General features: G+C 38.3%; 23 protein-coding genes and 5 tRNA genes. 23 read left to right on the top strand and 5 right to left on the bottom strand.

Annotated elements, in window-relative coordinates; translation table 11 throughout:
* Positions 1-6 precede the first annotated feature (6 nt).
* Genes OFN67_RS03085 through ribA form a run of 4 tightly spaced genes read right to left on the bottom strand, consistent with a single transcriptional unit; the run spans position 7 to position 1,758 of the window.
* Positions 7-387: a type II toxin-antitoxin system death-on-curing family toxin gene (locus tag OFN67_RS03085; protein WP_270865584.1), complete on the bottom strand. Its 381-nt coding sequence runs from the start codon at positions 385-387 to the stop codon at positions 7-9.
* Positions 384-584 carry a hypothetical protein gene (locus OFN67_RS03080; protein WP_270862309.1) on the bottom strand — a complete coding sequence of 67 codons (201 nt, stop codon included), beginning with the start codon at positions 582-584 and terminating at the stop codon, positions 384-386. Before OFN67_RS03080 ends, OFN67_RS03085 begins: the two co-directional genes overlap by 4 nt.
* A gap of 47 nt (positions 585-631) precedes the next feature.
* Positions 632-1,198, bottom strand: a complete 567-nt coding sequence (rsmG, locus tag OFN67_RS03075; RefSeq protein WP_442868087.1) for a 16S rRNA (guanine(527)-N(7))-methyltransferase RsmG — start codon at positions 1,196-1,198, stop codon at positions 632-634.
* A complete protein-coding gene (gene ribA / locus OFN67_RS03070; RefSeq protein ID WP_270868120.1) occupies positions 1,195-1,758 on the bottom strand; it encodes a GTP cyclohydrolase II in 564 nt (187 codons plus the stop codon). The genes rsmG and ribA overlap by 4 nt, the downstream gene beginning before the upstream one ends.
* Positions 1,759-1,819: 61 nt before the next feature.
* On the opposite strand from ribA, the gene hemB reads away from it, so the two are divergent.
* The 5 genes from hemB to OFN67_RS03045 are packed head-to-tail and all read left to right on the top strand — an operon-like array spanning position 1,820 to position 6,835.
* Positions 1,820-2,797, top strand: coding sequence for a porphobilinogen synthase (gene hemB, locus OFN67_RS03065; protein ID WP_270868119.1), 978 nt, complete (start codon positions 1,820-1,822; stop codon positions 2,795-2,797).
* A gap of 14 nt (positions 2,798-2,811) precedes the next feature.
* Positions 2,812-3,732, top strand: a complete 921-nt coding sequence (gene argF, locus OFN67_RS03060) for an ornithine carbamoyltransferase (RefSeq protein ID WP_270868118.1) — start codon at positions 2,812-2,814, stop codon at positions 3,730-3,732.
* On the top strand, positions 3,733-4,215 hold the full coding sequence (locus tag OFN67_RS03055) for a DUF2603 domain-containing protein (RefSeq protein WP_270865587.1): 483 nt from the start codon (positions 3,733-3,735) through the stop codon (positions 4,213-4,215).
* Entirely contained in the window at positions 4,202-5,566 is a 1,365-nt protein-coding gene (gene hemN, locus OFN67_RS03050) for an oxygen-independent coproporphyrinogen III oxidase (protein ID WP_270859306.1), read from the top strand. Before OFN67_RS03055 ends, hemN begins: the two co-directional genes overlap by 14 nt.
* Positions 5,567-5,569: 3 nt before the next feature.
* Positions 5,570-6,835: a (Fe-S)-binding protein gene (locus tag OFN67_RS03045; RefSeq protein WP_270868117.1), complete on the top strand. Its 1,266-nt coding sequence runs from the start codon at positions 5,570-5,572 to the stop codon at positions 6,833-6,835.
* Between the two features lie 31 nt (positions 6,836-6,866).
* Here OFN67_RS03045 and OFN67_RS03040 read toward each other — a convergent pair whose 3' ends face one another.
* Positions 6,867-7,085 (bottom strand): hypothetical protein, encoded by a 219-nt coding sequence (locus OFN67_RS03040; RefSeq protein ID WP_270868116.1) that lies wholly within the window; start codon positions 7,083-7,085, stop codon positions 6,867-6,869.
* Positions 7,086-7,216: 131 nt separating this feature from the next.
* Between OFN67_RS03040 and OFN67_RS03035 the strand changes: the two genes are divergently transcribed.
* The 18 genes from OFN67_RS03035 to nusG all read left to right on the top strand — a co-directional run bounded on the left by OFN67_RS03035 (position 7,217) and on the right by nusG (position 17,357).
* Complete coding sequence (locus OFN67_RS03035) at positions 7,217-7,471, top strand: HTH domain-containing protein (RefSeq protein WP_270868115.1); 255 nt, start codon at positions 7,217-7,219, stop codon at positions 7,469-7,471.
* Positions 7,437-8,120: a WYL domain-containing protein gene (locus tag OFN67_RS03030; protein WP_270868114.1), complete on the top strand. Its 684-nt coding sequence runs from the start codon at positions 7,437-7,439 to the stop codon at positions 8,118-8,120. The genes OFN67_RS03035 and OFN67_RS03030 overlap by 35 nt, the downstream gene beginning before the upstream one ends.
* 65 nt (positions 8,121-8,185) lie before the next feature.
* Positions 8,186-8,491: a hypothetical protein gene (locus tag OFN67_RS03025; protein ID WP_270868113.1), complete on the top strand. Its 306-nt coding sequence runs from the start codon at positions 8,186-8,188 to the stop codon at positions 8,489-8,491.
* A 141-nt stretch (positions 8,492-8,632) separates the two neighbouring features.
* A complete protein-coding gene (locus tag OFN67_RS03020; protein WP_270868112.1) occupies positions 8,633-9,439 on the top strand; it encodes a GTPase in 807 nt (268 codons plus the stop codon).
* The gene (locus tag OFN67_RS03015) at positions 9,439-9,951 is read left to right on the top strand and encodes a hypothetical protein (RefSeq protein WP_270868111.1); all 513 of its coding nucleotides are present in this window, start codon (positions 9,439-9,441) and stop codon (positions 9,949-9,951) included. Before OFN67_RS03020 ends, OFN67_RS03015 begins: the two co-directional genes overlap by 1 nt.
* Positions 9,932-11,689, top strand: a complete 1,758-nt coding sequence (locus tag OFN67_RS03010) for a hypothetical protein (RefSeq protein ID WP_270868110.1) — start codon at positions 9,932-9,934, stop codon at positions 11,687-11,689. The genes OFN67_RS03015 and OFN67_RS03010 overlap by 20 nt, the downstream gene beginning before the upstream one ends.
* On the top strand, positions 11,683-13,263 hold the full coding sequence (locus OFN67_RS03005; protein WP_270868109.1) for a GTPase: 1,581 nt from the start codon (positions 11,683-11,685) through the stop codon (positions 13,261-13,263). The genes OFN67_RS03010 and OFN67_RS03005 overlap by 7 nt, the downstream gene beginning before the upstream one ends.
* Before the next feature lie 7 nt (positions 13,264-13,270).
* Positions 13,271-14,263 carry an HP0729 family protein gene (locus OFN67_RS03000; RefSeq protein WP_270868108.1) on the top strand — a complete coding sequence of 331 codons (993 nt, stop codon included), beginning with the start codon at positions 13,271-13,273 and terminating at the stop codon, positions 14,261-14,263.
* Between the two features lie 95 nt (positions 14,264-14,358).
* Positions 14,359-14,508, top strand: coding sequence for a hypothetical protein (locus OFN67_RS02995; protein ID WP_270859318.1), 150 nt, complete (start codon positions 14,359-14,361; stop codon positions 14,506-14,508).
* 85 nt (positions 14,509-14,593) lie between these two features.
* Positions 14,594-14,669: transfer RNA gene (locus OFN67_RS02990), tRNA-Thr, on the top strand.
* A 35-nt stretch (positions 14,670-14,704) separates the two neighbouring features.
* Positions 14,705-14,789: transfer RNA gene (locus tag OFN67_RS02985), tRNA-Tyr, on the top strand.
* 9 nt (positions 14,790-14,798) lie between these two features.
* Positions 14,799-14,875 (top strand) — tRNA-Gly (locus OFN67_RS02980).
* A 112-nt stretch (positions 14,876-14,987) separates the two neighbouring features.
* A tRNA-Thr gene (locus OFN67_RS02975) sits at positions 14,988-15,062 on the top strand.
* A gap of 55 nt (positions 15,063-15,117) precedes the next feature.
* Positions 15,118-16,317, top strand: a complete 1,200-nt coding sequence (gene tuf, locus OFN67_RS02970) for an elongation factor Tu (protein WP_270859319.1) — start codon at positions 15,118-15,120, stop codon at positions 16,315-16,317.
* 56 nt (positions 16,318-16,373) lie between these two features.
* Complete coding sequence (gene rpmG / locus OFN67_RS02965; protein WP_270859320.1) at positions 16,374-16,544, top strand: 50S ribosomal protein L33; 171 nt, start codon at positions 16,374-16,376, stop codon at positions 16,542-16,544.
* A 6-nt stretch (positions 16,545-16,550) separates the two neighbouring features.
* A tRNA-Trp gene (locus tag OFN67_RS02960) sits at positions 16,551-16,626 on the top strand.
* Positions 16,627-16,640: 14 nt separating this feature from the next.
* Positions 16,641-16,814, top strand: a complete 174-nt coding sequence (gene secE, locus OFN67_RS02955; protein WP_270859321.1) for a preprotein translocase subunit SecE — start codon at positions 16,641-16,643, stop codon at positions 16,812-16,814.
* A 12-nt stretch (positions 16,815-16,826) separates the two neighbouring features.
* Positions 16,827-17,357, top strand: coding sequence for a transcription termination/antitermination protein NusG (gene nusG, locus OFN67_RS02950; RefSeq protein WP_270859322.1), 531 nt, complete (start codon positions 16,827-16,829; stop codon positions 17,355-17,357).
* Positions 17,358-17,362: the final 5 nt, after the last annotated feature.

The following is a 17,362-nucleotide window of genomic DNA, read 5'->3' as shown; positions in this document are numbered from 1 at the left end:
TGGCCTTTAAATTTTTAATAAATTTTCAAATATTTCTTGTAATTTTTCTTTTGAAATACTGCCGTCTGCGACGCTTACGACTATATTTTCCATAAATTCGTAAAAACTATCTTTGTCAAAAACTGCCTCATTAATTATCAAAAAAGCCTTTGAAAGCATTATGGCGCTTCGTTTGTTTCCGTCTAAAAATGGGTGAAATTTGACACACGAAAACATTAAATGCGTTACTTTTTCTGCAATGCTAGGATAGTATAAATCGTTTTTGATATTTTCTAACGCTGAGGCTAAATAGCCGATTTGAGCGTTATTGTAGCCAATCAATCCGCCCATTTTTTCTAAAACACCGTCGTGCAAAGATATGGCTTGATTTAGCGTTAAATATTTCATTTATCTTTTAGCCTTTCAAAGACAGCGCGATTTTTAGGGTTTTCGAAAATATCGTTTAAAATTTCGTTTTTGAAATTTTCAAAATCCTGTGTTTGCTCTGCTTTGTAGCCGATTTTTTGGCAAAATTGCGCAAAAAATTCAACTTCGCCATTTGGAACCAAAACCAACATAGGCGTAAAATCCTTTGAAGTTTGCATTACTTAATCCTTTTAAAATTCGCTTTATCGCAAGATTATACAATATTTTAACAAATTCCGCTAAGAAGTAGGTAATTTCGCATACCGGCGTTAAAAATCTCAAATTTGGCACTTGGAAATTTGCTTTTAGTCTCGGTGATTTCATCATCTACGCTGCTGCCTTTATAGAGCAAAAAGTGCGTATTGCTATCATAAAATCCATCGCAAATTTCGACTAAATTTTTCGTTTTCATCACAGCCCTTGAAGTTATCAAATCAGCCCTAAATTTTAGCGAATTTTCGATTTTTTCTCTATGAATTTCGACATTTTTTAGCCCCAAATTTACCTTAGCGTAGGTCAAAAACGACGCTTTTTTGGCGATTGGCTCGTATAAATGCCATTTCGTGTGGTTTAAAACCATAGCCAAAAATATCGCCGGAAACCCAGCCCCGCTACCGATGTCAATGGCGATTTTAGGGTATTTTGGGATAAATTTCACCCCACCAATACTATCAGCGATAATTTCGCTTAAATCATCGTAATTCGTAAGGCTGTGGATTGCGTTAAATTTACGCAGACACTCGCCAAATTTAGCGCACTTTTCGTCGAAATTTTCAGGCAAAATCAAATTCACAGCAAATGCCCCATTTTATCTTTTTTAGTTCGCAGATAATTCTCGCTAAATTCGTTAGCTTTAATGATAATCGGTATGCGCTCGATAATCTCGACACAATGCAAATTTGATAGCTTTTCAGGGTTGTTTGTGAGTAAATTTATCTTTTTGATTTCATAGTGTTTTAGGATAAAATCCACGATTTCATAGGTGCGCTCGTCTGCTTTAAAACCTAGCTGATGATTTGCCTCGATTGTGTCAAAGCCCTTATCTTGGAGTGCGTAGGCGTTGATTTTATTTAAAAGCCCGATATTTCGCCCCTCTTGGCGCAGGTATATCACCATGCCGCCGTTTTTTTCTATGTATTTTAGGCTCTCTTCGAGTTGGTCTCTACAATCGCATTTTAGGCTTCCGATCGCATCTCCTGTGAGGCACTCGGAGTGGATTCGCACATTTACGATTTCGTTTAATGGCATTTTTGCGATTACTAAGTGTTCTTTTTCGTTTTCTTTGAAGGACTGCACCTTAAATTTACCGAAGCGTGAGGGCAAATTTGCAATCTGCGAAATTTGAATATTCATATAAAATTTACTCCATTTGTGATATTATAAATCGATGATTTTACCCAAAAAAGGAAAAACAATGTTTAAACGATTTAGAAGAGTGCGCATAAATCCCGTAGTAAGGGAGCTAGTGCGCGAAACTTCGTTAGAGATGAGAAATTTTATTTACCCGCTTTTTGTCGTTCCTGGAAAAGGTGTCAAAAACGAGATAAGTTCCATGCCAGGCGTTTTCCAGCTGAGTTTGGACGAAATTTTAAAAGAGTGCGAAATTTTATCAAATTTGGGAATTAATAAAATTTTGCTTTTTGGAATTCCAGAAATCAAAGATAGCATTGGCTCAGACGCGCTTAGCGATGATGGCATAATCGCCACTGCGCTTCGCGCGATTAAGGATAAATTTCCAAAATTTATGGTAATTACTGATTTGTGCTTTTGCGAATACACTGACCACGGACACTGCGGGATACTAGATCATGTTCATCAAACCGTAAATAACGACGCCACGCTTGAAATTTCAGCCAAACAAGCCCTAATCCACGCTAAAAACGGCGCTGATATGATAGCCCCAAGCGGTATGATGGACGGCATAATCACCACTTTGCGAGACGCACTTGATAGCAATGGATTTGAAAATTTACCGATTATGGCATATTCTACGAAATTTGCTAGTGGATACTATGGACCGTTTCGCGATGTGGCGGAGAGCGCGCCTAGCTTTGGCGATAGAAGCTCGTATCAAATGGATCCAGCAAACCGATTTGAGGCGATAAATGAGAGCTTAGAAGACGAGGCGCAAGGGGCTGATATTTTAATGGTAAAACCGGCACTTGCATATTTGGATATAATCCGTGATTTGCGCGAGCGCACGCTACTTCCGATTTGTGCGTATAATGTCAGTGGCGAATACGCGCTTTTAAAAGGCGGAGCGAAGCTTGGATTGATCGATTATGAGCGGGTTTTAATGGAGACTATGATAAGCATAAAACGCGCAGGAGCGGATATGATAATCTCATATCACGCAAAAGAAATAGCTGAGCTTTTGCGTAAATTTAGCTAAATTTAGGAGTGAGTATGCGACATTTTTTGACTTTTGAAGATTTTAGCAAAGATGAAATTTTTGAAATTTTGCGCCTTGCGGCTGAGATTAAAAAAGAGGCCAAAGCGAAGGATTACAAGCCATATCTAAAAAACCAAACCCTAGCAATGATTTTTGAAAAAAGCTCGACTAGAACGCGCGTGAGCTTTGAAACTGGTATGTATCAGCTAGGCGGACAAGCGCTGTTTTTAAGCTCGAAAGATATTCAACTAGGTCGTGGCGAGCCTGTGAGGGATACTGCGCGCGTGATTTCTAGCATGGTCGATATGGCTATGCTTAGGGTCTATAAACAAAGTGATTTGGAGGAATTCGCCAAATACTCAGCCGTGCCTGTGATAAACGGCCTTAGCGATTATCTCCACCCGGTGCAATTAATCGCGGATTATCTTACTATGCAAGAGCGCGCGAACGGCGATTGCGTGGCGTATATCGGAGATGGAAACAATATGGCGCACACTTGGATTTCGCTGGCTTCGATTTTGGGATTTGAGCTTAGAATCGCTACGCCAAAAGGCTATGAGGCTGATGCGTCTATCGTAGCGCAAGCTGAGAAAAACGCCAAAATTTCAGGGGCGAAAATCATCTACACTCACGATCCACGCGAGGCAGTCTGTGGCGTAGATGTCGTTACGACTGATACTTGGGTTTCAATGGGACAAGAGAGCGAAAAAGAGCGCAAAGTTAAGCAGTTTGAGGGATTTTGCGTAGATAAAGATATGATGAGCCTAGCCAAAAAAGATGCTATTTTCTTGCACTGCTTGCCAGCGTATCGCGGATACGAGGTCAGTGATGAGATTATAGAAGCTCATGCGGGCGATGTTTTTAGCGAGGCTGAAAACAGACTGCACGGCCAAAAGGGCGTAATGGTATGGCTAGATAGACACAGAGGTAATTAAGTGGAAAAAAACGACAAAGCATTAACAAAAATTGATCAAATCAATGAATTTTTCGGTATCGAGGACGCTAATAGCACGGTTTTTGAGATTTCGCACGACCCACAAACAAACGAAAAAAAACTAACACTAAAAAAGGGTTCATGGAGCGATGAGGAGCCGTGGTTTGGGATAGATGAGAGTGGCGAGCTGCACACAATGGTATCTTTAAAATCGCTAAATAATCTAATCCAAGTCGCAAAAGGGGCGATTGCAGAGAATTTCAACCTAAAATTAGAGCGCTCGATTTTACAGCAAGCCCCAGTGGATTTTGGCGATGCGTGGATCGTGTGCATGGACGAAATCCGCAAAATCACGAGCGAAAACCCAAGCATAAAAAAGATAAATTTAGATTTAGACGCCATAGTTTCGCGCGTGAAGCAATCACACCCAAATTTATTTATTGATATCGAAGAGTTAGTAAGGAGCAGAAATGGCAAACATTGATTTTGACGCGTATGCTAAATTTTCGCGCCCAGGACCGCGCTATACGAGCTATCCTACTGCGCTAGAATTTAGCCAAAATTTCAGCTACGAGCAGTATATAAACGAGTTAAAAACCCAAGACAAAAACGCCCCGCTTTCGCTTTATTTTCACATGCCGTTTTGCCGTTCGGCGTGCTATTTTTGTGGTTGTAATGTCATCTACACTGGCAAACGCGATAAAATGGACAGGTATTTAGACTACATAGATCGCGAAATGGATATTTTGTGCGAGCATTTAGACGCTAGCAGGATTGTTACGCAAATGCACTTTGGTGGTGGCACACCGACATATTTCGACGCCGAACAACTTGATCGCCACATAAAAAACATAAAAAAACATTTTAAAAATTTCAGTGCTGACGCTGAGATTAGCTGTGAGATTGACCCTAGATTTCTTACGCAGCAGCAGCTTGATGTGCTTATTTCGCATGGATTTAACCGCATAAGTTACGGCGTGCAGGACTTCAACGAGCGCGTGCAAAAAGAAATCCATAGAATTCAGCCTTATGAGCTGACAAAAAGCGTAATGGATATGGCGCGAAAGGCTGGGATAAAGTCGATTAATATGGATTTGATTTATGGTTTGCCATACCAAAATTTAGCGACTTTCCAAGAAACGCTAAATTTGGCGCTAAGCCTTAATCCAGATCGTTTTGCGATATTTAATTACGCCCATGTTCCATGGATAAAAAAATCTATGCGTAAATTCGACGAAAGCACGCTTCCTGCGCCAAAAATCAAGCTTGAAATTTTAAAATTTACCCATGATTTTTTGACCGCTAATGGATATGAGCCAATCGGCATGGATCACTATTCTAAGCCAAGCGACGAGCTTCACGCCGCACTTAAAGACGGCACGCTTCATAGAAATTTCCAAGGCTACACCACAAAAGGTGGCGCGGATTTGATTGGCATTGGGCTAACAAGTATCGGCGAGGGTGCGCGGCATTATGCGCAAAATTTCAAAGATATGGCGCCGTATGAGGAGGCGATTGATAGCGGTAAATTGCCGTTTTTCAAGGGAATTTTGCTAAATAGCGAGGATTTACTTCGTAAAGATGTCGTAATGAGCCTAATGGCGAATTTCAGGGTAAATATCAAAGAGATCGAAGCTAAGCATGGTGTTAAATTTTTCGAGCATTTTGCAAATTCGCTAAAAGAGCTTGAATATCTTAAAGATTTTGTGAAAATTTCAGACGATGAGCTTAGCGTAACGCCGACTGGAACGCTTCTAATCCGCAATATCGCAATGTGCTTTGATGAGTATATGCACAAAAATTTGGGCGAGAAAAAATTCTCAAAAACGGTGTAAAAAATGTATGATTTCAAAACCCTAAGCGATAAATGCGTAAAATGTGGCAAATGTATCCCAGCCTGCACGATTCATAATATCAATAGCGACGAAGTTACCAGCCCACGCGGGTTTTTGGACCTGCTTGGTGCGGTCGAGCGGGGCGAACTCGAACTCGATAAAAATATGAAAAATATCTTTGAGAGTTGTTTTTTATGCACAAGCTGCGTCGATGTGTGCAACGACTCCCTACCTACCGATACCGCGATTGAAAACGCGCGCTACAAAATCGCGCAAAAATTTGGCATAGCGTGGTATAAAAGGGTTGCGTTTTGGTTTTTGAGCCACCGCAAAATTTTGGATTTAGCAGCAAGACTAGGGTATTTTTTCGTGCCGTGCGCCTTTAAGACGCAAAAAGACAGCGAGCGCGGAAATACGATGAGACCGCGATTTTCGGTGCCTATGATGAGCGTGGAGCGCACACTGCCTAGCTTAGCAAAAAAAAGCTTTATGAACTCGCACACCGAGTTTATCGACAATGGCGGAAGCAAAACTATCGGGCTTTTTATAGGCTGTATGGGAAACTACGCATATACGGGCATTGGCGAGGCGTTTTTGAAAATCGCAAAAAGCCTAAATTTAAATGTGCATTTGATGAAAAAACAAGCCTGCTGTGGTGCGCCGCAGTATTTTACTGGGGATTTTGACTCTGTGGAGAAAAATGCGAAATTTAATATAGAGTATTTTGAAAAAATGCTAGCTAATCTCGATGCTATCGTCGTTCCAGAGGCGACATGCTCTGGTATGCTAAAAGTCGATTATGTGCATTTTTTCGAAAGCGATCCGCATTGGCAAGAGCGTGCAAAGGCTGTGGCGAGCAAAATTTATCTAGCGACGGAGTATTTTGATAAATTTACAAATTTAAAAGAAATTTTATCAGAGCGCGGAAAAATAGGGCAAATCACATACCACGATCCGTGCCACTCACGCAAAATGCAAGGAATTTGGCGCGAACCGCGAAATTTGCTTTCGCAAAATTACGAAATAATCGAAATGTCAAACGCCGATCAATGCTGTGGATTTGGCGGTGTAACAATGCAGAGCGAAAAATATCATCTCTCGCGCAAGGCTGGGCTTGATAAGGTTGCCTCGCTCAAAGATAGCCCCCTAAAAATCGTAAGTGCGGAGTGTAGCGCGTGCAGAATGCAACTAAATAACGCTTTTGGCTTAGCGCAGATCGATATGAAATGCGTAAATCCGCTAGAACTGATTGCTAGGGCGTTGGGGTAGTCTGGGTTAAATTTAAATTTAACCCCAAATTTCAATCTTCGTAGGCGTTTTCTTCTGCTTCTGGCTCTTTTGGGCTGTTTTCTTGGATTAGCATGCGATTGGCTTCGATCTGTTTTTTTAGCTCGTCGTAGTTGCTCTCGGCTTGGTTTAGTCGCTTTTCTAGCGCTGTGATGCGCTTTTCAGAACGAGAAATAAAATAATACACCACATAAATCATAAATATAACGATAATCCAAGGAACGATTTTCATCTTTTTACCTTTTTGTAAATTTCAAAGCGTGATTATAGCATAAGTTAAATTTACCAAAATTTTAACTTTTAATTGCTTGGTTTTAAGGCGAAAAAAGATAAAATACAAGCTTTATTTTTAGGTAATGGACAATGAAAAAGATAACGGGCAAAACCAAAGATAGTCGCGAAAATATCGCCATTAGACTTCTTAAATTTATGCAATTTGCGTTTTTGGGCGAGAGCTTTCGCGAGAAAGATTTGCAAAGCGAATTTGGCGTAGATGTTCGGACGATACAGAGGGATTTGAAGGCGCTTAGGGCGTATGGATTTGAGTTTGAGACCAAAAACGGCGTAACTCACGCAAACTGCGTTGGGGGGGGGTTTTCTAGATACCTGCTCGCTTAGTCTAGCGCGAAATTTAGGCGTTAGCGAGATTTTCCCTAGCTTTGGAAGCGAGGAAATCACAGACCTGCTTGGCGGCGTTTATAAAATCGACGCCAAATTTGACAAATTTGCCCCAAATTCCACGCTCAAAAGGGATTTTGAGGAGATTTGCTACGCTATTAAAAATCACAATATTTTAAATTTCACTTACTCTGGCAAGGAGCGCACCGCAAAGCCTTATGCCTTTATTTTTCGCCTTGGGGTGTGGTATGTGCTGTGCGATGAAATGGGGGTTTTAAAGACCTTTACATTTGAGAAAATTTCAAATTTAGATGTTTTGGAGCAAACCTTTTCGCCAGAAATCAAAAAACTAGCCCAAATCAAAGAAAACAAAAACCACTGGTTTTCGCAAAGCCCCGTGAGTGCGAGACTGCGCGTGGATAATACTGCGCTTGCATACCTTGGGCGCAAAAAATTTTTCATCACGCAAAATTTTATTGATAAAAATGACAAATTCGCCACACTTGCCGTAACTGCGGCGTTTGAAGATGAAATTTTAAATTTCGCAAAACTCTACCTGCCATATATCAAAATCATCGAACCAGCGAGTTTGCAAAGCAAATTTGAAAAAATTTTGCAAGATTATCTAAAAAATGGCGGAAATTTATGAGAAACGACAAACCCTGTCGCAGCTATTTCGTAAAATACCATAAATTTTTTACGAAAGGATGAAAAATGTGGAAGTTTTTCTTAGGTTTAGGCGTAGGTGCGATAGCAGGAGTAGGTGCGTTAGCGTATGTCAAAAGTAGGTGCGAAGAAGATGACGAATTCGCCGAAAAAGTCGATGATGTCATAGAGAGCGTTTGCGATGGATTTGGTAGAGCCAAAGACACTATCGAAGAGACGGCTTCGCAAGTTTATGATAGCGTTGAGAAAAAGCTTGGAGAGATAGACGAAGCCTTTGGCTGGGGCGAGAGTGCAAAACCTGCCCCAAGTGTTGCACAAGGTAGCGAAATTACTATCGAAGCAGAAACCGAATAAATTCGCAAATCGCTAAAATTTACGAATTTACCTAGTTGCCGTGGAATTCTATGAATTCTATGGCAAATTTTAAAATTGAGTTTATAAATCTGCGTTAGAGCGGGGATTTATAAACTCAAAATTCAAAACAAAGGAGTTCTTATGAGTATCGATGAAATACGAGAATTAGTTGAAGCTTTAAAGTTTTCTCAAAATATAAAACCGAATGTTTTGTGTATAGGGATTTATAATAGTGGAAAAAGTTCGCTTTTAAACGCTTTGATAGATGATGTTGAAAACGAAACTTTTGAAGTGGCTGACAAGCGAGAAACGCCAGAAATTAAAAGTGTGGAGTATGGGGGTATTATTTACATCGACACACCTGGACTAAATGCTACGCCTGATGACGATGAAAAGGCTCTTGGCGGTGAGTTTATGTCTGATGTGAATATATTTTTGCACTCTTTATCGGGTGGTGAGCTGAAAAAAGACGAGATAGGTTATTTGCATAGCTTGATAAACGAGCTAAATAATGCAAAATCGTTTTTTGATAAGACAATCTTTGTGATAAATCATATAGAAGATAAAAGCGATGAAGATATAAAAAGGGGTATGGAAAAGATAAAAGAGCAAATTCAAAATGAATTTAGTGCTAGTGTGAAAGTTTTGAGCATAAAAACGCCAAGTTATATCAAAGGCAAAAATGAAAATAAAAATTTGCTAGTTCAAAACAGTGGTATAAACGAACTAAAAGAGCAGATAAATAAAATGTGCAGACCGGATAAAATTTATAAAAATCGAAATGCAAGACTAGAAAAAGCCGTAAAAATGCTGATTTTATCACTGCAAGAAAAAATCGACGACAATAATAAAGCCGTGCAAAATATAAAAGAAAAAGAAGAGCAAATTAAAGAAAAAGTAGCAGAAGCAAACAAAACTATAAAAAATATGAAAGCGAGGTTAAGATAATGCCAATTCCATTGATAGGCTGGGCAGCCGCCGCCGTTGGTGCCGTTGTAGTAGGTGCAGTAGTAAATGCTTTTAGCGATGATGATAAATCATCGACAACGACTACAAGCAATCGCAATGAGTTAGAAGAAGAAAAAAAGAAAAAAGAGTTATCTCATAATGAGAAAATTTATGCTCAGATTAAAAAGCATAAAAAAGGTGTGTTTGATTCCATAGAAAGAGATTTTGGGGTTAAAGTGCAGCATAAACTTAATCCGCTGGGCATGGCTACGGCGGCTATGACGGCTCCTTTGGGTGGCGTCGCAGGTGTTGTTGCTACTGGGATTGGAATTGCTAAGGTAGTTTCCGAGCAAGTTTCTGATAAATCGGCTCTTTGTGCTATGGTTTCCAATGACAACGATGAAATAGTTTTTCACGGCATTGACACTAGCCATATAGAAAAAGAAAATGAAAATTTACAAAATGAAATCAATGAATTAAAGGAGTTTTTAGATGAAATCAAAAATGGTTGAATTTTATAAATCTCTTGATGAGATAAGCGTCAGAAATTCTAAAATAGATGAAAAAAGACAAAAGCTTCAAAATTTAGTAAATGATTTAAGAGACGATTTAGGCAATGTCAGCTTGGATGAGAATTTGCGTAAAGCAAATGAAGCATTAGCTAAGACATTTGAGAGTATCAAAAACACGGCACAATCTAGCATAGAAAACTGGAACGCCGAATTTGAGAAAAATTTAGAAAATGAAAAATTTAGAAGTGAGCTTGAAAACTATTTCATCGTTATGATTTTTGGAAAAGTAAAAGCAGGAAAAAGCTATCTAGGAAATTTTATAGTCAAAAATAGGCTTGAAAATCAAACAGTTTCGTTTTTTGAGTATGACCAAGCAGGTAAAAAAGATGAAATCAAAGAGCTAACAGAGATAGATGAAAAAGAGTTTAAGACAGATTTTTTAGAATGCACAAGCTCTATTCAAGGATTTAAGCTAAGCGGTTTAGCTTGGATAGATTCGCCTGGTCTTGGCTCGATGACTGACGAAAACGGCGAACTTGCTAAAAAATATCTAAGCAGTGCTGATTATGTTATTTATCCGTCTCACTCGCTTGACCCTTTTCAAATGGATGAAAATAGAGAACTTGATGAAATTTTCAGAGCAAATAAAGAAGTTACTACAATTATCACTAAATCAGATATAAGCGGCGAAGATGAAATAAATGGAGAAATAGTGCTTATTTCAAATAATAAATCGCCAGAAATCAGAAAAGGTCAAGAAGAAGATTGCAAAAAACGCATAAAAGAGCAGATTGGCAAAGAAGTGGGAGATATTTTTTCTATTTCGACAAAAATGGCAAAGATTGGGATAGAAAACGATGATAAGGAAAAATTTGAAAATAGCAATATTTCAAAGTTGTATGAAAATTTAACTGATATTGTGAAAAATAAAGCTACAAAATTAAAAGAGCAAAGTCCGTATTTAACGCTAAATTCACTCATAGATGAAATTTTGGAAGATAGAGAAAATTCGATAGCTCAAATTAAAGAAAGTATAGATAAATTTGATGAGGAAACAAGACAAACAAATGAAAAATTCGATACTTTTAAGCTAAATTCTATGAGCGAAGTGGGCTTGATAGTAGATGAAGTAGTTAGTAAATATGCGACAAATCTTTCAAATAGGGATTTAAAGAAAACGCTAAAAAAGATAGACAAGGAAATAGAGACTAAATTTGAAGAAGATATGAAAGAAAAAATCAAAAAAATAATTGCAAAGTATGAACAAGCAATCGAAAATTTCGAAAACGAACTAAGCTATGACTATGAAATCAAGGAAAAAAGGGAAAAGATAGTTCATTCTACAAAAACTAGAAATAAGGCTGTGGGGTCAGCTGTGCTCGGTGGGGCAGCAATGGTTGCTCTTTCATTTGTCCCAGGCGTAAATGTATTAACTTGGACTGGTGCTGCTATTGCTGGCGTTACTACTGCCGCTGCTGGTTATGTAGGTGGTAAAATCGGTGAAGCCACAGGTGAAGATGAGATAGAGTATGTAGATATGGGCGATAATAGCGAAGAAGTAATTTTAAAGTTTAAAGAAGCTAGAACAAATCTCTTTGCTAAACAAGCAGAAGCAATCTATGAAAATTTACAGGTTCAAATTTTCAAGCCACTTGAAGAAAAATCTAGCCAAATCGCTGGAATTATAAATAAATTTGAAAAAGATATGCAAGCTTTTAGAAAGGAACTAACATGCTAATCAAAAACTACAAAAGTATCCAAAATGAGTTAAATTCTTTGTTGAAAGACAATGAAAATTTCAAAGAAATTTTAGAGAGCATTAATGAAACGCTAGATGAAAAACTAGCAAATTTTAATCCGACATTTATGATTTACGGCACATACAATAGCGGTAAATCAACCCTGCTAAATGCTCTTTTTGGCAAAGAAGTAGCACCTATGGGCGATGTGCCGACTACCAAAGAGATACACGAGCATAAATTTAACGGCTTCACTATCTATGATACTCCGGGACTTAATGCAAATAATGAAGACGATATAATCTCGCAGGAACATTTGCAAAAAAGCGATGCCGTGATATTTGTAATGCAAAATGGTAGCTCCGTTGAAGCAAGATATATCTACACTGCAATGGCTGAAATTTTAAAAAACAATAAAAAGCTTTTGGTCGTTGTAAATGATAAAGAGTGTCATGGGTTTGATAGTGAAGAGAGTGTAAAAATCACAGATAAGGTAGCCCAAAATTTACAAAGAATTTCATCTGAGTATGGAGCGGAAGCTGAAAATATCCAAATCAAGGTTGTAAATGCTTTATCTGCGTTAAAAGCGAAAATGGAAAATAAAAATCTTTTACTTGAAAAAAGCGGCTACCCACAAATCGAACTTGCGATAAAAAATTTAATGCAAAATTCTAGCACAAACGATGTCGAAAATACTCTAAATCTGTTTTTGAAAGAGAAATTAGAAAAGATATCTCAAATTTGCACTTCGCAATTCGAAAGTGAAAAACAAAAAAGCATTTCAGAACTCATAGCTTACCTTGAAAAGCAAAGAGAAAATTTCTCAATGAAACAAAACAATAGCCTAAGAAGACATATTTTAAATTTAAAAGATAATCTTGTGGCAGTTTTATCTAGCGAAAATCCTAGCGAAGCGAAACTTTATGAAGTAGTCGAAGCAAAAACAAATTTAATAAGCGATGAATTTTCTCAAAATTTAAGCAATTTAACTTCTGAAATTTCACGCAAGGTGGATAATTTCACAAATAATTTTAATAAACTTGGTGGCATTAGCACGGATGTAAGTTTGCCAAATCTAGCTTCAAATAGTGAAATTGGCGAGTCCTTGATACCAGAGCAATTAAAAGATAGTGTAATGCAGGTAATGAACGATAAGGAATTGATTGCTAACATATCAAAAACCGCTTTGGAATTTATCAAAGAGTATTTGCCTGAGCTAATGAGAGGAAAGGGTAAAATTTGGATAGAGACAACTTCTAAAACTCTTGGAAAATACATAGGTTCTCTTATAACAGTGGCAACTAGCATTTATGATGCTTATAGCGCCATTAAAGAAGATGAAGAGAGAAGAAGAGCAGAAAGAGAGAGGATAGCAAGTATAAACAATGCAGCCAGCAATATCGCAGATGATTTGCAGGTGAATTTCCAAAATGAATTTGATAAGATTGCAAATGAGATTTTTAATCCACTTTTGAATACTTATAGTGCAATTTTTAGAGAGTTGTCATCTAAAAACGATGATTTAGAGCAAATTCAAAAGCAAATTTCAAAAATTTCAGAGATGATAGCGTAGGTGAAAAATGAAAAATATCCTTATCCTTTACAATCCATACTTCAAGGCAAATGTCATCGAAGAGCATATAAAAATTTTGCTTAGCAAAGGCAAGGTTGCATTTGGCAAGGTCAGAGCCAAGGATAGGGATATGATAAATTCCGACGAAAATGCCCTAAACGAAATTTATGCCAGTGCGAACGAAAACGCCTATTTTCAGCTATTTTTGAGCGATTTTTCTAGCCTTTATGTAGCCAAAGTCATCGCTGTAAAAGACAGCCTAGAAGGCGAGGTCGCTCCGAGCTACTACGAGAGCTTAGAAGTGGAGAAATGGTTTATTTTAGGCGATTTGCGTGAGCTTGTGCGAAATGATTTCGAACGCGTCAGAGATGATTTTTTAAGCGGATTTTTGGTGCGTGGCAGGACTTACCGCATTTACGGCAACGACTATGTTTATCCACTCATCATAGAACAAAAAAATTCGCTTGATTATTTTTCTAGTGGCGAGTGTTTTTACAAAAATGTCTATAAAAGTGCCGAATTTTTGGGCGTAAAAGAAAATTTAGCAAGGTATTGTTTCGGCGAGATTTTTCATATCTTACATATCGACAGCGTGGAAAATCTAGTCTCAGCCGAGATCGAATACCTAGCCAACAAAGATGATAAAATTTACGATTTTAGCGCCATTTCGATGAGATATTCTAAGGTCATGGAGCTTGAAATTTACGAATTTGTCAAAATTTTATTTAAAAGGCTTTGCGTTTTTGACAAAGAGATTTTAGCCGTGCCTTACTCGGTGCAGGGCAAGGACTACACTGTGCGAGATATGTTTGATACTCGTCCAAATTTAGGCACTTACAAATTTTTATTTAATCAAATTAGGATTAAAAAAGCAATTCAGAGGCTAAATGATAGAAATTTAGAAAATTTCTTACTTTACACCTTGCTTGGCGAGATAACCGCCCTGCAAAGTGTGCGAAATCCAAGCGTGCATAAAAAAAGGCGAGCCTGCGTGAGATAAATTTGCTAAGAAGTCGAATTTTAGGAGTAGGGCGAGACGGCGCGATACCTGCGCTTTTGCGAGAAAAACAAAAAATCGATTATAAAGGATAAAAAATGAAAATCAACGGTATAATTCCTGGAAAACCAAAGTTGGTAAAATGCCCAAAATGTGGGAATTTGCAAATTTTTATTTTTAGTTGCACGAAGCCGTTTGCGGTGTGCAAAAAATGCGGAAACATAATACCGCAGCAAAAAGGGGAGTAAAATTTGAAATTTTGACTTAAAAATTTCAAAAAAACCTTGACAAAGATTTTTTTTTCAGATATAATCCAAACTTCAATTTCAAAATGCTGGTGTAGCTCAGTTGGTAGAGCTACTGCCTTGTAAGCAGTGGGTCGGCGGTTCAAGTCCGTTCACCAGCTCCATTTTTTTGTAACAGTGTTTGACCAGATTTTCATTAGGTGAGATACTCAAGTGGCCAACGAGGGCAGACTGTAAATCTGCTGACTATGTCTTCCGTGGTTCGAATCCACGTCTCACCACCATGAATCTATGCGGGAGTAGCTCAGTTGGCTAGAGCATCAGCCTTCCAAGCTGAGGGTCGCGGGTTCGAGCCCCGTTTCCCGCTCCATTTGGGTTTTACTGGGAGCTGTAAAAACTTAATGCTTTTATACGCTTTTATATCCAAATTTCGTCTTACATTGTCAGATAGTAGGTAGCGATTTCTCTTGGCCAGGGGTAATGCTCATATGGCTCAGAGGTAGAGCACTTCCTTGGTAAGGAAGAGGTCGCGGGTTCAAGTCCCGCTATGAGCTCCATTTAGAAAATTGCTTAGTTTTGTTGTGTAACCACAAATTAATAACGGAGGATATGATGGCTAAAGAAAAATTTACTCGTAACAAGCCACACGTAAACATTGGTACTATTGGTCACGTTGATCATGGTAAAACTACTTTGACAGCTGCTATTTCTGCTGTTCTTTCTAGAAGAGGTCTTGCTGAGCTTAAAGATTACGACAATATCGATAATGCTCCTGAGGAAAAAGAGCGCGGTATCACTATTGCTACATCTCACATTGAGTATGAAACAGAGTCTCGCCACTATGCTCACGTTGATTGCCCAGGCCACGCTGACTATGTTAAAAACATGATTACTGGTGCTGCTCAAATGGACGGCGCTATCCTAGTTGTTTCAGCAGCTGATGGTCCTATGCCACAAACAAGAGAGCACATCTTGCTATCTCGCCAAGTTGGTGTTCCATACATCGTTGTTTTCCTAAACAAAACTGATATGGTTGATGATCCTGAGCTTCTAGAACTAGTTGAAATGGAAGTTAGAGAGCTTCTAAATGAATACAACTTCCCAGGCGATGATACTCCAATCGTAGCTGGTTCAGCACTTCAAGCTCTTGAAGAGGCAAAAGCTGGTAACGACGGCGAGTGGTCAGCAAAAATCATGGATCTTATGAACGCTGTTGATAGCTATATCCCAACTCCAACTCGTGACACTGATAAAGATTTCTTGATGCCAATCGAAGATATCTTCTCAATCTCAGGTCGTGGTACAGTTGTAACTGGTAGAATCGAAAAAGGTGTTGTTAAAGTAGGCGACACAATCGAAATCGTTGGTCTTAAACCAACTCAAACAACAACAGTTACTGGCGTTGAGATGTTTAGAAAAGAGATGGATCAAGGCGAAGCTGGCGATAATGTCGGTGTATTGCTAAGAGGAACTAAAAAAGAAGAAGTTGAAAGAGGTATGGTTCTATGCAAACCAAAATCAATCACTCCTCACACAAAATTTGAAGGTGAAGTTTATATTCTAACAAAAGAGGAAGGCGGACGCCACACTCCTTTCTTTAACAATTATAGACCACAATTCTATGTTAGAACAACAGATGTTACTGGCTCAATCACTCTACCTGCTGGCACAGAGATGGTTATGCCTGGTGATAATGTTAAAATCACAGTTGAGCTTATCGCTCCTGTTGCTCTTGAACAAGGAACAAGATTTGCTATCCGTGAGGGTGGTAGAACTGTTGGTTCAGGTGTTGTTTCAAACATCATTGCATAATTTTTATACAGACGGATTTTCGAATCCGTCTGTTTTTTTAAATTTAAGGAAGTAATATGGCAAAAAATTCAAGTAGAGTAAAAATTGGTCTAAAATGTTCTGAGTGCGGAGATATCAATTACAGCACTTATAAAAACAGCAAAACAACAACAGAAAAATTGGAACTTAAAAAATACTGCCCTAGATTAAAAAAACACACACTTCACAAGGAAGTTAAGCTTAAATAAGTTTATAGGGCAATAGCTCCAACGGTAGAGCGCCGGATTCCAAATCCGATGGTTGGGGGTTCGAATCCCTCTTGCCCTGCCACGAGGATAGGGATTATGGAAAAAATTAAAGAATATTATAGACAAGCAAGAATAGAATTAGATAAGGTAATTTTTCCAACAAAAGAGCAAACAAGAACTGCTTATATTTCAGTAGTTGTTGTGGTTGTGGTCATAGCGTTATTTTTGGCTTTGGTAGATTTTCTAATGTCTACTGCAATTACTGCATAGAAAGGTTTTTTTATGGCACATAAATGGTATGCAATTCAGACTTATGCTGGCAGTGAAATGGCAGTAAAAAATGCTATCGAAGCTCTAAAAGCTGATGAGATGCTTGCAGATAAAATAGGTGAGGTTTTAGTTCCCACAGAAGATGTTATCGAGGTCAAAAACACAAAACAAACTATCAAAGAGAGAAGTTTATATCCTGGATATTGTTTTGCAAATTTAGATTTAGACACTACTTTGTGGCATAGAATTCAAATTTTGCCAAAAGTTAGTCGCTTTATCGGCGAGGCTAAAAAACCTTCTCCTTTATTGGAAAAAGATATCGCAATAATTCTTGAAAAAATCAATAATCGTCAAGCACCAAAACCAAAAATCAATTTTGATGAGGGCGAGACTGTTAGAATTATCGATGGACCATTTGCGAATTTTAATGGTATTGTCGAAGAGTATGATATGCTTCACGGCAAGCTTAGATTAAATGTTTCTATCTTTGGTAGAAGCACGCCGATTGAAATTTCATATTCACAAGTCGAAAAGATAATTTAAAAATT

Origin of the sequence: Campylobacter sp. JMF_11 EL3 (assembly GCF_027736965.1) — a bacterium.
In the GTDB taxonomy this organism is placed as follows: Bacteria; Campylobacterota; Campylobacteria; order Campylobacterales; family Campylobacteraceae; genus Campylobacter_B.
The sequence above is the reverse complement of the archived record's forward strand: the minus strand, read 5'-3'. Positions and strand labels throughout refer to the sequence as shown.